Below are 18,064 nucleotides of genomic sequence, written 5' to 3'. Positions count from 1 at the left end.
TTTAATTCTGATACAAATTTGAAACTATTAAGTTTGTTACACACGTCTAATCCGTTCAGTCGGAAAATAGACCGTTAAACTGGAAGGGCAACTCGTCGGTATATAGGACAACTCGTCTTTATTTGCTTAACTGTTGACATAACTTATACTATATTTGAGTATTATGAAACCAACACTTAAGAATATCAAAATAAGGGAATTAGGAATCATCTTTGGTTTTTATCTATTTTTTTCAGTTCTATACCGTATTGTCTTATGGTATAACATGATGAAATTTAAAAGCGAAGGCATTTGGGGTTGGGCAGATCCAAAAGGCTATTGGTACATGTCGGGTATGCAATACTTTTTTTATTTTTTAGCATCCATTGTTATTTGGTTTTTAGGAGTAAGGCTGTTAAAAAATAAAAAGACACGTGTTCAAATTTTTGTTGTTGTTCTACTTATACCAATAACAGTCTATTTTGTTAGAGAATGGCGTTATTTACTATTAGACGCTATAGGAGAAGGCCATTTATCGGGTACAGGTTCAGTTTGGGATTGGTACATTCCCTCTCTTTTTATGGCCATTCAATTTGGTTGTTTTTTTGCATACCGTTATTTTAAGGAAAATCAAAGAAAACTAAAGATTGAGGGAGAATTAAAAGCAGCAGCTTTAAAAAGCGAATTGTCTGCGTTAAAGGCACAATTAAATCCTCATTTTTTATATAATATTTTTAATACCATTAGTGCTTCTGTGCCACCAGAAAATGAGAGAACTAGAGGTATGATTGCCGAGCTTTCAGATTTATTTAGATACCAGCTTAAGGCGTCACAGGTAGAGAAAGTTCCGCTGAAAGAAGAATTAGATTTTGTAAATAAATATTTGACGTTAGAAAAGGAACGTTTTCAAGAACGTCTCCAAGTAGATATTAATGTACCACAAGAATTATATAGCGAAATGGTACCACCAATGCTGTTACAACCCTTAGTAGAAAATTCTATAAAACACGGACTAGCGTCTTTAATTGAAGGTGGAAAGATTAGTATTAGTATATTTAAAAAGAATGATAAGTTGCATTTTGAAATTGCCGATACTGGTGTTGGAGTAGAGAATAAGGATAATGTATTTGATAAGGGTATTGGATTGACAAATACTAAACTTAGATTGGAGAAAATGTACCATAGCACCTTGAATCTAACTGATAATACGCCTCAAGGATTAAAAATCTCATTCGCCATATGAGAAAAATAATAATTATAGATGATGAAGCGGCAGGACGCCAATTAATTAAAGAGTATCTAGAGGATTATCCTGAATTGATTTTACTTGGTGAAGCAAATAATGGCGTAGATGCTGTAAAAATGATTAATGAGTTTAAACCAGATTTGGTGTTTTTAGATATTCAAATGCCAGGAATGACAGGTTTTGATGTATTGACACATCTTGAAGAATTACCTCAAATTATCTTTTCCACAGCCTATGATCAGTATGCTTTAAAAGCCTTTGAAGTTCATGCTGTAGATTATCTTCTAAAACCCTATACAAAAGAGCGATTTAAGGTTGCCGTAGAACGTTTAGCTGAAAATACACAAGAAAATAAAGCACGTCCATTAGCAGAGAGTTTACTAATGGATCAACCAAAATCACCTGAGCGTATTTTGGTGCAAAGTCAAAATAAGCTCGTTACAATTGCTTTAGAAAATGTAATACGTATTGAAGCTTACGGAGATTATTCTAAATTGGTGACTGAAGATAAGACCTATGTCAGTAATTATGGTATTTCTACACTAGAAGAAAAGTTGAATTCGTCAGCGTTTATTAGAGTGCATCGCTCTTCGATAATAAACTTAAACGCTGTTAAAGAGCTACATAAATATTCTAAAAGTTATGATATTACTATGAACAATGGTGATGTGGTAAGGGTAAGTCGTGGTTATATGGATAATATTAAAAAGTTGGTGTATTAATTGGCTATAAAGTTAACTGTCATTACGAGCATAGCGAAGTAATCTTTTGATTGAAAGATTGCCACGTCCTTCGTCTTCGCAATGACAAAATAAACGTTATACTACCAGGAATCACGACTTTTAATATTCGCTTCACACAATCTTATAATTTCAGCAATGCGCTTTTCTTTAGTGGCTTCGCGCTTAGCACTATTTAACCACGAGAGATAACTTTTTCTATAGCCTTTTGAAAAATTCTGATAGTTTTCAAACGCTCTTGGATTGGTATCAAATGCTTTTTGCAGTATTGGTGGAATAACTCCATTTTCAACATCATCCATGGCTGTCCATGTTCCAGTTTCTTTTGCAAGGTTAATCATCTTATAACCCGGTTCTTGAATCAATCCTGCTTCTTCTAAATCAGCGACATACTTTTTGTTAAGTGCACTCCAAGTGCTTTTTGGGTTTCTAGGTGAAAAATATTGTCTGCGTTTGCCGTTACCTAAACTCTTTACTGTAGAATCTATCCAGCCGAAACAAATCGCAACTTTAACAGCTTCCTCCCATCGCATAGTTGGCATACCAACTTCCAACTTATAAAAGATGAGATATACGGCTTTATGGTTATTGTGGTTTTGCAATAACCAATTGTACCAATCCGTATCACGTTCAAAATAGAGTTCTGGAAATTCCATTTTATGATTTTTTACACCCCTAAAGTCCCCTCAAGGGGACAATACTATGTATAACCATTCCCATAATTGTCCCCTTGAGGGGACTTTAGGGGTGTTTTTTGAAAATGTTATAATTGTTTTGAATAAATAAAATAATCTCTATCTACCTTAAATTCTGTGCCAGTAAAAGGTTTATATTTCCATTCAGAGTTTGGAAAAATCCATTCTGTTTTATCGCCAATCATGACTTCTATTGGCATGTCAAAACCATCTACAATATTAACATAGCGAAATTTAAGTTTGCCATCTTCAATTTTATATTCTAGTGTTGGTATTCTGGTATCTCTTAAATATTGATTGAAGAAAGCTGATAAATCTTTATTCGTTTTTTCGCTTATGTAATCTTCAATTTGCTTAGTCGTTACCGTTTGATGGTAGAATTCAGAATTTAATCCTCTAAGAATATCTCTCCATAAATCATCATCTTCAACCAACTGACGTAAAGTGTGCAACATGTTTGCACCTTTATAATACATGTCACTTGAGCCTTCTTTGTTTACATTATAAGGTCCAATGAGTGGTTTATCGTTCTGTATATTTGCCCTTGTGCCAATCACATAATCTGCTGAGGCTTCTTTACCATAGTAATAATCTAGAAACAGATTTTCTGAATAGGCTGTAAAACCTTCATGAATCCACATATCTGCTATGTCTTTATTGGTAATATTATTTGCAAACCATTCGTGACCAGCTTCGTGAATAATAATAAAATCGAACTTTAAACCCCAACCTGTTCTTGATAAATCTCTTCCTAAATATCCGTTTTTATACTGGTTTCCGTAGGTGACTGAACTTTGGTGCTCCATGCCTAAATATGGGACTTCAACCAATTTAAAACTATCTTCATAAAAAGGATAAGGGCCAAACCAATGCTCAAAGGCCTTCATCATTTTTGGTGCATCTTTAAAATGTTCTTTTGCTTTTTCAAGATTATCTTTCAATACCCAATAGTCCATGTCTAATTGTCCTTTTTCGCCTTCATAGACTTCTGAGAAATTGACATAATCACCAATGTTGACGTTAACACCATAATTATTAATAGGATTGGATACAAACCATTCATACATTTTAAAGCCACCATATTCATATTCGTAGGTGTCTCTTAGTCTGCCATTGGCTACTGCAATAAGGTCCTTTGGCACGTCTATAGCAATTCGCATACTATCCACTTCGTCGTACATATGGTCTTTGTTTGGCCACCAAACGCTGGCACCTAAGCCTTGACAAGATGTTGCTACAAAATGTTTACCGTTGTCGTCTTTTTTCCAAGAAAAGCCACCATCCCAAGGTGCACGAACCGCCTCTTTTGGTTGTCCTGAATATTGTACATACAATTCATTGTAGTCACCAGGTACTTGTTCCTTTTTTAAATACACAAAATAAGCAGGTCCAATCTTATTATAATCTAATTGTACCTTATCTTGAGTAAAAGCCACAACTTCTAGAGGGTCTTGTAAATCAATCTGAATAACATCGTGCGATTTTAAGACTTTATAACGGATGATGTTATAACCAGAGATATATTTTTTGTCGGGCTGAACCTTTATGTTAAGGTCATAATAATTTAAATCCCACCAGGCACGCTCTGGTGTGATACTGCCTCTTAAGGTATCTTGTTTGGTAAATTGAGCTTTGTCTTTAAGTAACTGTGCATTAACTGAAGTTGTTATGAGTATACCAAGTATAAGTAATCTATATTTCACTATTAAATCATTTTTTGTTTTAAATATTTAACAAGCATTGTTCCACCTAAAACCAAATTTGTTCCTAAGTATAAGATTCCAAAAATTAAAAGGTTCGTGTAGTTTTGGTTAGCAACTTCGAATTCTGATAATTCAGAAAACAGTGCCAAAACTAAAAATAAAGTGAGCGCTATAACAGTAATAGAAATGATTAAACCTAAAGTTGCTTTTTTATTCACTATTTGATAGGCAAGAACAGCTAATAAGCCAATAGCAAATGGATTGAGAAGATTTGCGGTTAAAACCCAATAATAAATGACAGAAGCAATTAAAAATAATTCTGAAATATGAGGTTTTATTTTTTTAAGCATATATTCTAAATTTTATTTAGATTTTATTTCTGTAGAAATTGTAAACACTATCTCATTATTTTATTTGGAAAGACCACCACACTTTCGTGACCATCTTCATTAACAGAAGCCACTCCAAATAGTGAATTATCTAAAACGATTCCTGTCAATGTAAACTCATTAACGTCGCCGACATATCTACTATTGTCCCATGTCGGTGAAGTCGTATCTCTCCAATAGATTTTATAGCCTCTAGCTCCATCAACCTTAGACCATTGCAATTTTGCTGAAGGCTCAACAATACCACCAATACTAACTTCTTCTGGTGAAGGTGGAGCAGAAGCAAGGCTCGCCATAGTTATGGCGTTTACAGCGGTTAGTTTTTTACAATACGGAAAGTTAACATGCTCAAAGGTATCTCCATAATTGATACCATTTTCTGTTCTAATATCTTGATGTTGCTGTGTGTAATTTTCATGCGCCTCCATGATGCGGATACCTGCAAAACCTAAATCATTAAAAGGTCTGTGATGACCACCACGACCAAAACGATCGAGACGATAGACCATCATCGGGTTCATTTCTGGCATGTAGGTTTTAGTTGTTTTGTACACGTATCTTGCCAACTGACGGGAAATTCCATCAATTTCACCACCATAAAAACGTCTTGCTCTAGCTTGTCTAGCTAATTTTTCAGCATCGGTTTCGTCTGTAGTAATCGGTTCAGAAAAGATTCGGAAAGTGCGATTGTCTATAACTCCATCAACACCTTTAATGTTTCCGATCATGTCGTTATTTAGCACACCAATAATCTGCCAATTATTGTCCTTTGCGTACTTGGCAAAACCTTGTCCGCCAAAAAGCCCCTGTTCTTCACCAGAAAGTCCTAAATAGACAATACTACTTTCAAATTTATATTTAGACAATACTCTGGCTGCTTCCATAGCACCAGCCATACCTGTTGCATTATCGTTTGCGCCTGGTGCATCAGAGGTGAAATCATTAGGGTCTGAAACTCTAGAGTCTATATCACCACTCATAATGATATATCGGTTTGGATATTTAGTACCACGTTGAATTGCAACCACGTTTACCACGTTAACATCCTTTACAATACGTTGGTTGGTTCCTTCTTTTACCAAATTACTCTGATAAAAAACCTCTAAACAATCATTACAATCTTTTGAGATTTTATCGAATTGCGATTTTATCCATCGTCTTGCTGCGCCTATACCACGAGTATTGGAAATGGTGTCGCTGAGTGTGTGACGTGTGCCAAAATCGGCTAAGATTTTTACATCTTGTTTTAGTCTTTCCTCCGAAACAGCATCGATGATGTCATAAATTTTAGGGTCTGTTTGGCTTTGTACTGTTTGTACTAGGGTGAAAATTATAAATAAAGGTATAAGTAGAGATTTCATGTTAATAAATTACAGATTTATAGTTTTTAAGATATCATTAAGTTGGTTTATTGGATAAATGTAACTTTTGAAATTAAGCCGTCATCTACTTCATAAATAGCTATGGCATAATAGGTTTTTCCATTTATAGTTGCTTTTTCTTTATCAATAACCTTGTTACCCAGAACAATTCGGTTTATAATTTCTGCATTTAGATCTGGGACTTTTTGAAAGATAACTTGATATCTTTTTTCTAATTCTTCAATTCCATTTGAAGTTATGTTATCTGGAAACTCATAAAGTTTAACGTCTTTAGCGTAAGTTTCACTGAATTCATCAATATCACGTTTGTTATAAGCTTCAAGCTGATCATTAACAATGGTCTCAGGATTGGAGGTTGTGTTTCTATTTCTAATAAACGTCATAGATTTTATGCCATCTTTATCTACGTTGTAGATTGTAGCTTGTCTGATTGTTAGGTTATTTAGTGTAACCAGTTCTTCATCAATAACATAATTATTATGCACCATGCGGTTTAATACTTTTACGTTAGACTTTTTGTTATTTTTAAAGAATTGCCTGTAATTTTCTTTAAGAGCATTTCTACCAGAGTACATATAATCTTTTGGAAATTTATTAACTACCACATTAGCATCAAAAGCATTTGCAAAGTCATTGAGTTGCCTATTGTTAAAAGGATCTATATGTTTTTGAACAACTGCAGCAGCTTCAGTTTCTGATAGAATTGGGTCAGTAACAGTAAGTTTTGTTGGGTTATTTTTAGCATCTATATCTTGCTCATTTGATTGTAAATCTGCAGCAATCAATAATTTTGTACCGTTGTCGTTTATGGCTAATCGCGTAATATCAGCAACGCCGTAAGAGGAAAGATCGGCTACTTTTTTCCAGTTATTATCTTGTTTTAAGGTTAGTTTATATAAGACACCATTTTTACCCGATAAAAGTGTTTTACCATCTAACCAGCAAATATCTTCAACACCTTCCATAGTATTTGCGATTAGTCTTGTAACACCGTTTTTAGGATTTAAAGATCTTATTTGCCAAGGTTTGTTAGCTTCTTTGTAAATAAAACTTACCAGATTAGAATTTGGGATTTTATGAAACGAACGCCCAACATTTGTAGCGTATTTTCTACTAATACCATCTGTAATATTTGTGAAATATAAATTTAGTTGCTCGTTTTCAATTACAGCAGAAACTATTGAGTGCTCATTGTACCATGTGTAGTAAGCAACGACCAGGTCCTTAATAAGTTCTGTAGATTCACCATTGCTGAGGTTATAACTATATAAACGTTGTTTACCATCAATATCTAATCTAACAGCAGAAACAGCATTTTTACTTGGAATTTTTAATGGAGTATACTCACCACCTTTGGTATAATTTATAAATGTTTTTGATTTATAATCGATGTGATATTGAGCAATATCGGTTTGTCCACTTCGTGTTGAAGCATATAGTACGTTGTCATCGCCAAAAAATGAAGGCTGATTATCATAGCCTTGGTTGTTAGATATATTGATCCCATTAGAGATGTCGATTTTAGAATTGCTTTGTACTAAATCAAATAAAAATATTTCTGTGTTAGTTTGTGAAAATGAGAGGATTGAAAAAAAGGGAAATAGGATTAAAAAATAATATTTCATAAGATAGCAAGATTGATTCTTTAAATATAAGGATTATCTAGTTTCTTATTTCTTGTAGAGATTACAATTCGTCGATGAAATTTGCATTTGAGTTCATTTTAGCGAATTAATGGGCTGTTAAAATGCAATACACCAACAATACATGATATTTTTTAAATATTAGATATACCAAACCAAAAAACATTAGTCCCTTGAGTAACTTAATCCCTCTAAAGTTATGAATTCCACAATACCATCCATCAAAACCATAGGCTTTTTAACTTGTCTATTTTTCTTTCAGGCTATTTTAGCACAAAATACTTCTAGTATAGACGAAGAAAACACTACATCATCAACTGGTGAATTAAATATATCCACTGAGAATTCTACTGATCCTAGGCCGAAAATACGATTAAGATTTACATCTGTAGGAATAATTAATAGAGAAATTCTCCTAACCATTGATGATAGATGTACAGATGGTTATGATTGGGGATTCGACGGTCATTTAAACGATGTACAAGTAGATGATATGTCTTGGTTAATTGATGACGAGTTGTTTGTAATACAAGGAATAGGTGATATAGATACAGAAGAAACATCTTTACCACTTAGCATTCAAAAAAGTGATGTTGGCGATGTAGTTATCGCAATCCAAGCTTTAGAAAACTTTCCTAACGATATAGATATTATCCTTCATGATACTGAATTAGACACTTATTATGATTTAAAAAATGCTAACTATGAAGCTACATTATCGGCTGGTATTTATGAAGACCGTTTTGTAATTGGTTTTCAAAATCCTAGTGGTTTGAGTATTGATGATAATGAAGAAAATCAATTAGAGTTTTATTATGAAACGAATAGTGATAAGTTAGTAGTTCTTAACCCTACAAACTCAATTTTAACAAATATTGAAGTTTATAATATTTCAGGTCAATTAGTTTATAATATTAAAGATGTAATAGATAATACTCATTCGGAGTATAGGATAGATAATTTAACTTCTGGTACTTATATAGTTAGGATTAATACAAATGATTATAAAGTCATTACAAAGAAGATTATTGTTAACTAGTCAAACTAATACGATGAAATAAAAAAGCCAATTCAATAGAATTGGCTTTTTCCATTTCTAACTTAAACTTAAACCTAAAAGCAGTATTTATTTTCTGCTTTTACTTTTTCGGCAATTTCGTTTCTTAAATCAACGATATCCGGATAATTTTGATATTTTGTAAAACGTTTTAAGCCCATAAGCATCATACGTTGCTCATCTCCTTCAGCAAAGGAAATTATACTTTCTTTACCTTTATCTTCTATAATATTTACCGCATTAAATAAATATAATTTAGACATAGCAATTTGTACAGATTGAGCCTCTTTGCCAAAACGTTTTGCATTTTTTTCAGTTCTTAAAATTGTAGATTCTGCCATATATATTTCTATTAATATATCTGCAGCAGCAATCAGTAGTTGTTGATGTTTTTCCATATCTGGACCAAACTTTTGAACAGCTGCACCAGATACCATTAAGAATACCTTTTTAAGCTTTGCAATCATTTCTTTTTCTTCTGAGAAAAGCTCTGAGTAGTCTGGTGTGTCAAAAGAAGGAATACCCATTAGCTCTTCTTGCACTTTCATTGCAGGACCTAATAAATCTACATGACCTTTCATAGCTTTTTTAACTAACATGCCAACAGAAAGCATTCTGTTGATTTCGTTAGTTCCTTCGTAGATACGAGCAATACGAGCATCTCTCCAAGCAGCTTCCATTGGCGTTTCTTCAGAGAATCCCATACCACCAAAAATCTGTATGCCTTCGTCTGCACAGTTTTGTACATCTTCTGATACAGCTACTTTAAGAATAGAGCACTCAATAGCGTATTCTTCTACACCTTTTAGCTCAGCTTCTTGGTGAGAGTTTCCAGCAGCTTCTCTAATAGCTATGCGATCTTCAATATTTTTCGCAGCTCTATAGGTAGCGGATTCACCAGCATAGGCATCTGTAGCCATTTTTGCTAATTTCATTTTTATAGCACCAAAATCTGCTATAGGAGTTTTAAACTGTTTGCGCTCGTTAGCATAGTTAACAGCTGTGGTTAAAATTCTTCTTTGAGAATCTAAGCAAGCAGCAGCTAATTTAATACGTCCAACATTTAGTGCATTCATGGCGATTTTAAAACCTTCACCACGACCAGCAAGCATATTTTCAACAGGAACAACAGTATCGTTAAAGAAAACCTGACGTGTAGAACTCGCTCTAATACCAAGTTTGTGCTCTTCTTCACCTAGAGTAACTCCGTTAGGGTTTTCTGGGTCGTATTCTACAATAAATCCAGTAATATTTTTATCGTCTTCAATACGAGCAAAAACAATCATTAAGCTACAAAAGCCAGCGTTAGAGATCCACATTTTTTGGCCATTAATTTTGTAAGACTTACCATCGGCAGATAGCTCTGCAGTAGTTTTACCAGAGTTAGCATCAGATCCTGCACCTGGCTCTGTTAAACAGTAAGCCCCAAACCATTCCCCTGTGGCTAGTTTAGGAACATATTTTTGTTTTTGTTCTTCAGTTCCATAAAGCGTAATTGGCATGGTGCCAATACCGGTATGAGCACCAAAAGCAGTACTGAAAGATCCTGTTCCTGATGAAATGTAATCACAAGTAAGACATGTAGAAACAAATCCCATTCCTAATCCACCATAAGCTTCAGGTACAGCAACACCTAAGAAACCAAGTTCACCAGCTTTGCGCATTACTTCTTCTGTTAGTGCATAGTCTTTAGCTTCAAATCTTGCTTTGTGAGCAATAATTTCACGGTCATTAAACTCCATAACCGCTTCTTTCATCATTTGTTGTTCTTCTGAAAAATCTTCAGGTGTGAAAACATCTTCACAATTTGTTTCTTTAACAAGGAATTGTCCTCCTCTTAAAATGTCTTTTTCTACAGTCTCCATTTTTTTATACGTTATAAGTTTCTTCTTAATTTAAAAATTCAAATATTCCAGCTGCACCTTGACCAGTTCCAACACACATTGTAACCATACCATATTTGTTTTTCATGTCACGCTTACGCATTTCATCAAACAGTTGAACTGAAAGTTTTGCTCCTGTACAACCAAGTGGGTGTCCTAGTGCAATTGCACCTCCATTAACATTAACAATATCTTGGTTAAGGTCTAGCTCTCGCATAACTGCTAAAGATTGTGATGCAAAAGCCTCATTAAGTTCAATTAGCTCAATATCTTTCAGAGATAAGCCTGCCTGCTTCAACGCTTTTGGAATAGCCGCTACAGGACCAATACCCATAATTCTTGGTGGTACTCCTGCAGCAGCATAACTAACTAAACGTGCAACTGGCTCTAAGTTTAATTCTTTAACCATGTCTTCACTCATCACTAATACAAATGCAGCGCCATCACTGGTTTGAGAAGAGTTTCCGGCAGTTACAGAACCACCTTGAGCAAATACAGGTCTTAATTTTGCTAATGCTTCTTTATTAGTTCCTTTTCTTGGGCCTTCATCTTTTGAAACGGTATATTTACGTGTTGCTTTTTTACCATTAGCATCAACGTAAGTTTCTTCTACTTCAATAGGCACTATTTGATCTTGAAATCTGTTTTCTTCAAGAGCTTTTAAAGCTTTCATATGTGAGTGGTAAGCAAACTCATCTTGGTCTTCTCGAGACACGTTGTATTTATTTGCTACGGCTTCAGCAGTATTACCCATTCCCCAATAATAGTCTTCATGTCCAGCGTTTACGATATCGTAGTTTAATTCTGGTTTAAAGCCTGTCATAGGAACAGAACTCATACTCTCAGCACCACCAGCAATAATACACTCTGCCATACCAGCTTGAATTTTGGCAACTGCCATAGCAATGGTTTCCAATCCTGAAGAACAGAATCTATTAACCGTTACACCAGGTACGTCTACAGTGTTTAATCCTATCAACGAAATTATGCGTGCCATGTTAAGACCTTGAGATCCTTCTGGCATGGCATTACCAACAATAACATCATCGATACGAGTAACATCGAAATCGGGTAATTTACCCATCATGTACTGAATGGTTTCAGCTGCGAGCTCATCGGCTCTTTTAAACCTAAAACCGCCTTTTTTTGACTTACCAACAGCAGTTCTATATCCTTTTACTATATATACTTGTTTCATTTTTTTAATTTCTTAAAGGTTTACCTGTTTTTAGCATGTGCTGAATACGCTCTAGCGTTTTACGCTCTGTACAAAGCGAAAGGAATGCCTCACGCTCTAAGTCAAGTAAATATTGTTCTGTAACTAGAGTCGGCTCTGATAAATCTCCACCAGCCATAACGTAAGCCAGTTTATTAGCAATCTTTTGGTCGTGCTCACTGATGTAGTGACTAGCTTCCATAGAATCTGTTCCAACTAAGAACATACCTAAAGCTTGTTTACCAAGTACCTTAACATCTTTACGTTTTACAGGTTGCGTATAACCAGCATCTGCTAATAGTCTCGCATGTGCTTTAGCGGTTGCAATCTGACGATCTTTGTTAACCACCACGACATCTTTTCCTTTTTGAAGTACGCCTAAATCAAAAGCTTCGTAAGCTGACGTTGCAACTTTAGCCATACCTATAGTTAAGAAATACTCTTGTAATACGTTAAGCTCTACATCACCTTTATGGAATTCATCTTGTGCTCTTAATGCCATCTCCTTAGAGCCTCCACCGCCAGGAATAACACCAACACCAAACTCTACTAAGCCGATATATGTTTCTGCAGCAGCAACAACTTTGTCTGCATGCATTGATAACTCACAACCACCACCAAGAGTCATACCATGAGGTGCTGCAATTGTTGGTATTGAAGAATAACGCATACGCATCATTGTGTCTTGGAAATACTTGATAGCCATATTAAGCTCGTCATACTCTTGCTCAACAGCCATCATAAAAATCATTCCAATGTTAGCACCAACAGAGAAATTAGCTCCTTGATTACCAATAACTAAACCTTCGAAATCTTTTTCAGCTAAATCGACAGCTTTGTTTAGTCCAGCTAAAACGTCTCCACCAATGGTATTCATTTTAGATTGGAATTCGCAATTAAGGATACCATCACCAAGGTCTTCTATAACGACACCAGAGTTTTTAAATACTTCATTAGATTTTCTGATGTTGTCTAAGATGATAAAACTATCCTGACCAGGAATTTTTTGCTGTGTTTTTGATGGAATATCATAAGCGTATGAAGCTCCGTCTTTTACACTGTAGAATGACGTGCTACCAGATGCCAACATTTCGTTAATCCAAGCATTTGGCTCTAGACCTTCTGCTTTCATCATTTCAATACCAGCTTCTAAACCAATAGCATCCCAAATTTGGAAAGGACCATGTTCCCAACCAAAACCGGCTTTCATAGCGTCATCAATTTTATATAAATCGTCTGTAATCTCTGGAATACGATTAGAGACATATGCGAATAGAGCAGCAAAACTTTTTCTGTAGAATTCACCTGCTTTATCTTTTCCTTTTACTAATACTTTAAAACGATCTACAACTTTATCAATCGTTTTCGTTAGTTCTAATGTTGCAAATTTTGCACGTTGTTTTTCTCTATAATCAAGGGTATTAAGATCTAGCGATAAAATTTCTTTTTTACCATCATTAGAGACAACTTTTTTATAGAATCCTTGACCTGTTTTGCTTCCTAACCATTTGTTTTCCATCATGGTATTGATGAAATCTGGTAGTTGAAATAACTCATGTCTTTCGTCATTTGGACAGTTTTCTCTAATACCGTTTGCCACGTGTACTAGAGTGTCTAAACCAACAACGTCTACAGTTCTAAACGTTGCAGATTTTGGACGACCAATTACAGGACCAGATAATTTGTCTACTTCTTCAATAGTTAGATCTAAATCTTTTACTGTGTGAAACAGACTCATTATACTGAATATACCGATTCTGTTACCTATAAAAGCAGGAGTGTCTTTAGCAACAACCGAAGTTTTTCCTAAGAACTGTTCTCCGTAACCATTTAAAAACTCTAATACCGAATCATCAGTTTTTGGTCCTGGAATAATTTCGAATAGCTTTAAATATCTCGCTGGATTAAAAAAGTGTGTGCCACAGAAGTGTTTTTGAAAATCTTCACTTCGGCCTTCGCTCATAAATTTAATAGGAATACCAGAGGTGTTTGAGGTTATCAAAGTACCAGGTGTTCGGTGTTTTTCAAGCTTTTCAAAAACTTGTTGTTTAATATCTAAGCGCTCCACAACTACTTCCATTATCCAATCTACATTTGCCACTTTCGCAATATCATCTTCTAAGTTACCTGTTGTAATGCGGTCTTTAAAAGATGGGTGGTATAGTGGCGCAGGCTTAGATTTAATTGATGCAGTAAGTGCGTCATTAACAAGGCGATTGCGCACAACTTTATCTTCTAGAGTAAGTCCTTGTGCTTTTTCTTTATCATTCAGTTCCCTAGGAACAATGTCTAATAATAAGACATCTACACCAATATTGGCAAAGTGACAAGCAATACCGCTTCCCATAATACCAGAACCAATGATGGCAATTTTCTTTATTCTACGTTTGCTCATTGTTTTAATATGTGTTCTTTTTGATTGTATATTTTTTTATTAGAAATCATGTTATTGATAAGCTCAGCTACTTCATAAAAATGGGCAATTTTGTCAGAACTTATATTTGATTTAATAGCGTCGTTAAAAGTTAATACGCGTTCTCTTGAATAGGCTCGTTTTTCTCTACCAAATTCGGTTAAGTGAATAAGAACTCCTCTACCATCTTCTGGATTGGGCTTGCGTTCAATTAGTCCTTTTTCTTCCATAGTTTTTAATGTGCGAGAAAGACTAGTAGCTTCCATACCCATTTTAGGACCAAGAGAGGTAGAAGGTGTACCTTTTTCTGGATCGATACTTAGCAAAGCGAAACCAGTTGCCATAGTTGTATCAAATTTTGAGGCCTCTTCGTTATACATTTTATTTACTGCCAACCAAGTGGTTCTCAGTACATAATCTATTGTTTTGTCCTTCATTATTTTTTAGTTAGATTCAAATATAATAAAAAATACTATGCACGCATAATAAATGTAAAAAAATTATGCGCGCATAGTATTTTGAAATCTAACCTGAGAAAGTGTAGGTATTAAGGGCGGTAAATTTTTTCGTATAAAGCGTCATATTTTTCTCTAATAACGCTACGCTTCATTTTCATAGTAGGTGTTAGGTGACCGTCATCAATAGTCCAAGCTTCAGAAGTAAGTTCAAAACGCTTTATTTGTTCCCACTTTCCAAAGTTTTTATTGTATTTATCAACTTCTTTTTGAATACGATTTATAACTATTTCAGAAGTTGCAATTTCCTTTTCAGATTTACCTATTGTATGGTTTTTATGATCTATCCAATCTCTGATAAATTCAAAATTTGGTTGAATGATAGCGCCTGGCATTTTTTCGCCTTCACCAATAACCATAACTTGCTCTATAAATAAGGACTGCTTTAAATCATTTTCTAAAAGTGTTGGGATAATGTATTTTCCGCCAGAGGTCTTAAACATTTCTTTCTTACGTCCTGTAATTTTTAAGAAGCCATCTTCATCAATGATGCCTTTATCACCTGTATGAAAATAATCATCGGTCATTACAGAATCTGTTTTTTCTGGGTCTTTATAATAACCCATCATAACATTTGGTCCTTTAATTAAGATTTCTCCGTCTTCAGCTATTTTTACTTCAACATTTTCAATTGGCTTACCTACAGTGCCAACTTTGTAATGTTCATCTCTATACATACCTACCGAGACTACTGGTGAGGTTTCAGTAAGACCATAACCTTCCATAACTTGCATTTGTCCGGCTGAAAAAATTCGAGATAATCGTGGTTGAAGTGCTGCGCTACCAGAAACCATTGTTGTTAACTCACCTCCTAATGCCTCTCTCCATTTGCTAAAAATAAGTTTGTTTGCAATGCTTAGTTTAAACTCATACCATGAGCCATTTGCTTTATAGGGTTCCCATTTTTCACCTAGTTCAACGGCCCAATAAAATAATTTTTGTTTAATACCTGAGAGTTCATCTGCCTTGAGCATTATTTTATCAAATACCTTTTCTAGAAGCCTAGGAACAACACTCATTAAGTGAGGTTTTATCTCTTTTGCGTTATCTCCAATTTTGTCCAATGCTTCCGCGAAATAAATACTAGTTCCTGCATATTGATATATGTATATCAAAACACGTTCAAATATGTGACAGATTGGAAGAAAACTGAGCACTCTAGTTTCACCATCAATTATAGGAAGTCGTTTCGAGGAATCCAATGCGTTGCTAGTGATATTCCAATGAGATAGCATAACACCTTTTGGCTTTCCTGTTGTTCCAGATGTATATATTATTGTTGCTAGGTCTTCGGGCTTGACGGCATTTTTTCTTGCTTCGACCTCTGATTGGTTACTATCATCTTTACCAAGTTCAAATAACTCAGAGTAGTGCTTGCAGCCTTCAATGTGATTAAAAGAGTACACTTCTTTCAACTTGGTTTTAGACTGTACTTTTTTAACTTTAGCAAGAACCTCTTCGTCACTAACAAAGCAATAAATGGACTCGCTATGATTTAAAACGTACTCATAGTCTTCTGCCGAAATTGTTGGATAAATAGGAATATTTTGTGCTCCAAGTTGTAAAACACCAATATCTACTATATTCCACTCAGTTCGGTTAGTTGATGATATAATGGCAATTTTTTCATCTCGTTGCACACCTAATTTGAGTAGTGCACGACTCATTGCATTGGCTTTATCAATATATTCTTGGGTAGACATAGGTGTCCATTCACCATTATATTTTGTTACCAAAGCTTTAGGGTTTGGTTTATGCTTTAATTGATAGTAAGGAAAATCAAAAAGGCGTGTAACTTCTGTCATAGTTTGAAATTAGCAAAAAGTATTAGGGGTTTTTGCGAAAATAACAAATATAGGGTTAATTATTTTTGAAGTAAATAATTAAATTTTTTTCATTGTTCAAATAAGTGTATTTTCTAGAGACTGAATAATAGGGCTCCACATAGTGGTAGCCCTTATATTAAGCCACTTCTGGCTTTATAATAAAAATCAATCTAAAAAAATAACGCAGAGTAATTTAATAATAGTGTTTGCAAAAAAACTACTCTAGATAATCATATTCCACTTGTAAGATATACAAAGAGTCTAAAAATAGATCTATTAGAACTTTCTGAAATTTATTTTTTATTGGAATACCCTTTTCAAGGTATCATACTCAAAAAGCGTTTTTTACATTTGGATACTCATTATGATTGAAAAAATCATTATTTAAGTACTATGCTTGAATTATAAGAATAGGTACTGAACTATTAAAAGTTTGTTTAAGAGTAACACTTCCACCAAACAGTCTGCCAAAAAAATCTTTTTTGGTACGTACTAAGCATAATAGGTCTGTGTCGTTATTTTGAATATGCACATTCAGTTGCTGGTTTAAGTCGCCGTCACTGTCTTTGCATGTGTATGTTGGATTTAAATCTTTTATGGCACTCAAAGAATATTCAACATTAGAAGTATCGTTATCTGATATATGGAGCACTTCTAACGTACTATTATGCAATTTCACAACTTTTCTCAGCGGTTGACTAGAAGACTCTGAAAATTCTTGGTTGCCCGCAGCAAATACAATATGATTTAATCCCGTAAAATTATAATCTAACGGAACCACAATTACAGGTGCGGAGGTCTTAGATATTACGCCACCAGCAACACTTCCCATAAAAACCTCTTTTAAACCAGTCGCTCCTTTCGTTCCCATAACAATAAAATCGTAATCACCAGAATTACCCAATTCTGCTATTGTAGAGATAGCATAATTTTTATGCAATTTTGTTTTGAATGTTACACCTGATGTTTCTGATTCTATTTCTTTTATCAAATTGTCCATTTCTTCTTTTGCATTTCTGATGAGAACACTATCTATCGATTTCATCATCAACGCTCTAGATTGCGTACCGTAGATATGTAAAATGGTGACTTCTAAAGGCTGATCTTTAAACAAGTTTATACCATAACGTAGGGCATTTTTTGAAGTGCTCGAAAAATCTACTGGAACAAGTATTTTATGCATTTTTTGAAATGAATTAAAAATTAAACTTAAGATTGAAAAATTAGTATAATCAAAGTTATGAATTAATAACTATCTTAATAATTAAATTACAAATATTAAGTGAATTTATTAAAATAAACATGAGATATGTCATCTAATAACTTTAGGATTTCATTAATTTTGATAAGCTCTAAATATGTACTGTGCTTCTTGAA

General features: G+C 34.3%; 14 protein-coding genes. 3 read left to right on the top strand and 11 right to left on the bottom strand.

The features are described 5' to 3' along the window. Positions 1-163 precede the first annotated feature (163 nt). Both FC091_RS10985 and FC091_RS10980 read left to right on the top strand, forming a co-directional pair. On the top strand, positions 164-1,222 hold the full coding sequence (locus tag FC091_RS10985; protein WP_138434322.1) for a sensor histidine kinase: 1,059 nt from the start codon (positions 164-166) through the stop codon (positions 1,220-1,222). Beyond that, positions 1,219-1,947 carry a LytR/AlgR family response regulator transcription factor gene (locus FC091_RS10980; protein ID WP_138434321.1) on the top strand — a complete coding sequence of 243 codons (729 nt, stop codon included), beginning with the start codon at positions 1,219-1,221 and terminating at the stop codon, positions 1,945-1,947. The genes FC091_RS10985 and FC091_RS10980 overlap by 4 nt, the downstream gene beginning before the upstream one ends. A 101-nt stretch (positions 1,948-2,048) precedes the next feature. Here FC091_RS10980 and FC091_RS10975 read toward each other — a convergent pair whose 3' ends face one another. The 5 genes from FC091_RS10975 to FC091_RS15295 form a co-directional block, all read right to left on the bottom strand. Continuing rightward, positions 2,049-2,621: a YdeI/OmpD-associated family protein gene (locus FC091_RS10975; RefSeq protein ID WP_138434320.1), complete on the bottom strand. Its 573-nt coding sequence runs from the start codon at positions 2,619-2,621 to the stop codon at positions 2,049-2,051. Between the two features lie 107 nt (positions 2,622-2,728). Beyond that, positions 2,729-4,363 (bottom strand): M1 family metallopeptidase, encoded by a 1,635-nt coding sequence (locus FC091_RS10970; protein WP_138434319.1) that lies wholly within the window; start codon positions 4,361-4,363, stop codon positions 2,729-2,731. A 2-nt stretch (positions 4,364-4,365) separates the two neighbouring features. Further along, on the bottom strand, positions 4,366-4,713 hold the full coding sequence (locus tag FC091_RS10965) for a hypothetical protein (protein WP_138434318.1): 348 nt from the start codon (positions 4,711-4,713) through the stop codon (positions 4,366-4,368). Between the two features lie 47 nt (positions 4,714-4,760). Next, positions 4,761-6,113: a M28 family peptidase gene (locus tag FC091_RS10960; RefSeq protein WP_138434317.1), complete on the bottom strand. Its 1,353-nt coding sequence runs from the start codon at positions 6,111-6,113 to the stop codon at positions 4,761-4,763. 47 nt (positions 6,114-6,160) lie between these two features. Further along, a complete protein-coding gene (locus FC091_RS15295; protein ID WP_212745833.1) occupies positions 6,161-7,759 on the bottom strand; it encodes a nuclear transport factor 2 family protein in 1,599 nt (532 codons plus the stop codon). 217 nt (positions 7,760-7,976) lie between these two features. Between FC091_RS15295 and FC091_RS10950 the strand changes: the two genes are divergently transcribed. Further along, entirely contained in the window at positions 7,977-8,816 is an 840-nt protein-coding gene (locus FC091_RS10950) for a T9SS type A sorting domain-containing protein (protein WP_138434316.1), read from the top strand. 74 nt (positions 8,817-8,890) lie between these two features. Here the strand turns inward: FC091_RS10950 and FC091_RS10945 are convergent, their stop codons facing one another. From FC091_RS10945 to FC091_RS10920, 6 genes are all read right to left on the bottom strand, one after another. Then, positions 8,891-10,699, bottom strand: a complete 1,809-nt coding sequence (locus tag FC091_RS10945; protein ID WP_138434315.1) for an acyl-CoA dehydrogenase family protein — start codon at positions 10,697-10,699, stop codon at positions 8,891-8,893. A gap of 25 nt (positions 10,700-10,724) precedes the next feature. Next, positions 10,725-11,915: an acetyl-CoA C-acyltransferase gene (locus tag FC091_RS10940; RefSeq protein ID WP_138434314.1), complete on the bottom strand. Its 1,191-nt coding sequence runs from the start codon at positions 11,913-11,915 to the stop codon at positions 10,725-10,727. Positions 11,916-11,919: 4 nt separating this feature from the next. Then, positions 11,920-14,328, bottom strand: coding sequence for a 3-hydroxyacyl-CoA dehydrogenase/enoyl-CoA hydratase family protein (locus tag FC091_RS10935; protein WP_138434313.1), 2,409 nt, complete (start codon positions 14,326-14,328; stop codon positions 11,920-11,922). Further along, the gene (locus tag FC091_RS10930) at positions 14,325-14,783 is read right to left on the bottom strand and encodes a MarR family winged helix-turn-helix transcriptional regulator (protein ID WP_138434312.1); all 459 of its coding nucleotides are present in this window, start codon (positions 14,781-14,783) and stop codon (positions 14,325-14,327) included. The genes FC091_RS10935 and FC091_RS10930 overlap by 4 nt, the downstream gene beginning before the upstream one ends. Before the next feature lie 110 nt (positions 14,784-14,893). Beyond that, positions 14,894-16,666 (bottom strand): AMP-dependent synthetase/ligase, encoded by a 1,773-nt coding sequence (locus tag FC091_RS10925; RefSeq protein ID WP_138434311.1) that lies wholly within the window; start codon positions 16,664-16,666, stop codon positions 14,894-14,896. Between the two features lie 412 nt (positions 16,667-17,078). Then, on the bottom strand, positions 17,079-17,870 hold the full coding sequence (locus tag FC091_RS10920; protein WP_138434310.1) for a universal stress protein: 792 nt from the start codon (positions 17,868-17,870) through the stop codon (positions 17,079-17,081). Between the last annotated feature and the right edge of the window lie 194 nt (positions 17,871-18,064).

It is taken from the genome of Winogradskyella algicola, from assembly GCF_005869935.1.
GTDB classification, from domain to species: Bacteria; Bacteroidota; Bacteroidia; order Flavobacteriales; family Flavobacteriaceae; genus Winogradskyella; species Winogradskyella algicola.
Note: the sequence above shows the minus strand (reverse complement) of the source record. Positions and strands in the feature narration are given on the sequence as shown.

What these genes read in the sequence shown, in the direction of transcription:
- FC091_RS10945 (WP_138434315.1), bottom strand. Translation starts at nt 10,699, where the DNA reads ATGGAGACTGTAGAAAAAGACATTTTAAGAGGAGGACAATTCCTTGTT.
- FC091_RS10980 (WP_138434321.1), top strand. Translation starts at nt 1,219, where the DNA reads ATGAGAAAAATAATAATTATAGATGATGAAGCGGCAGGACGCCAATTA.
- FC091_RS15295 (WP_212745833.1), bottom strand. Translation starts at nt 7,759, where the DNA reads ATGAAATATTATTTTTTAATCCTATTTCCCTTTTTTTCAATCCTCTCA.
- FC091_RS10925 (WP_138434311.1), bottom strand. Translation starts at nt 16,666, where the DNA reads ATGACAGAAGTTACACGCCTTTTTGATTTTCCTTACTATCAATTAAAG.
- FC091_RS10960 (WP_138434317.1), bottom strand. Translation starts at nt 6,113, where the DNA reads ATGAAATCTCTACTTATACCTTTATTTATAATTTTCACCCTAGTACAA.
- FC091_RS10935 (WP_138434313.1), bottom strand. Translation starts at nt 14,328, where the DNA reads ATGAGCAAACGTAGAATAAAGAAAATTGCCATCATTGGTTCTGGTATT.
- FC091_RS10965 (WP_138434318.1), bottom strand. Translation starts at nt 4,713, where the DNA reads ATGCTTAAAAAAATAAAACCTCATATTTCAGAATTATTTTTAATTGCT.
- FC091_RS10930 (WP_138434312.1), bottom strand. Translation starts at nt 14,783, where the DNA reads ATGAAGGACAAAACAATAGATTATGTACTGAGAACCACTTGGTTGGCA.
- FC091_RS10975 (WP_138434320.1), bottom strand. Translation starts at nt 2,621, where the DNA reads ATGGAATTTCCAGAACTCTATTTTGAACGTGATACGGATTGGTACAAT.
- FC091_RS10940 (WP_138434314.1), bottom strand. Translation starts at nt 11,915, where the DNA reads ATGAAACAAGTATATATAGTAAAAGGATATAGAACTGCTGTTGGTAAG.
- FC091_RS10950 (WP_138434316.1), top strand. Translation starts at nt 7,977, where the DNA reads ATGAATTCCACAATACCATCCATCAAAACCATAGGCTTTTTAACTTGT.
- FC091_RS10920 (WP_138434310.1), bottom strand. Translation starts at nt 17,870, where the DNA reads ATGCATAAAATACTTGTTCCAGTAGATTTTTCGAGCACTTCAAAAAAT.
- FC091_RS10985 (WP_138434322.1), top strand. Translation starts at nt 164, where the DNA reads ATGAAACCAACACTTAAGAATATCAAAATAAGGGAATTAGGAATCATC.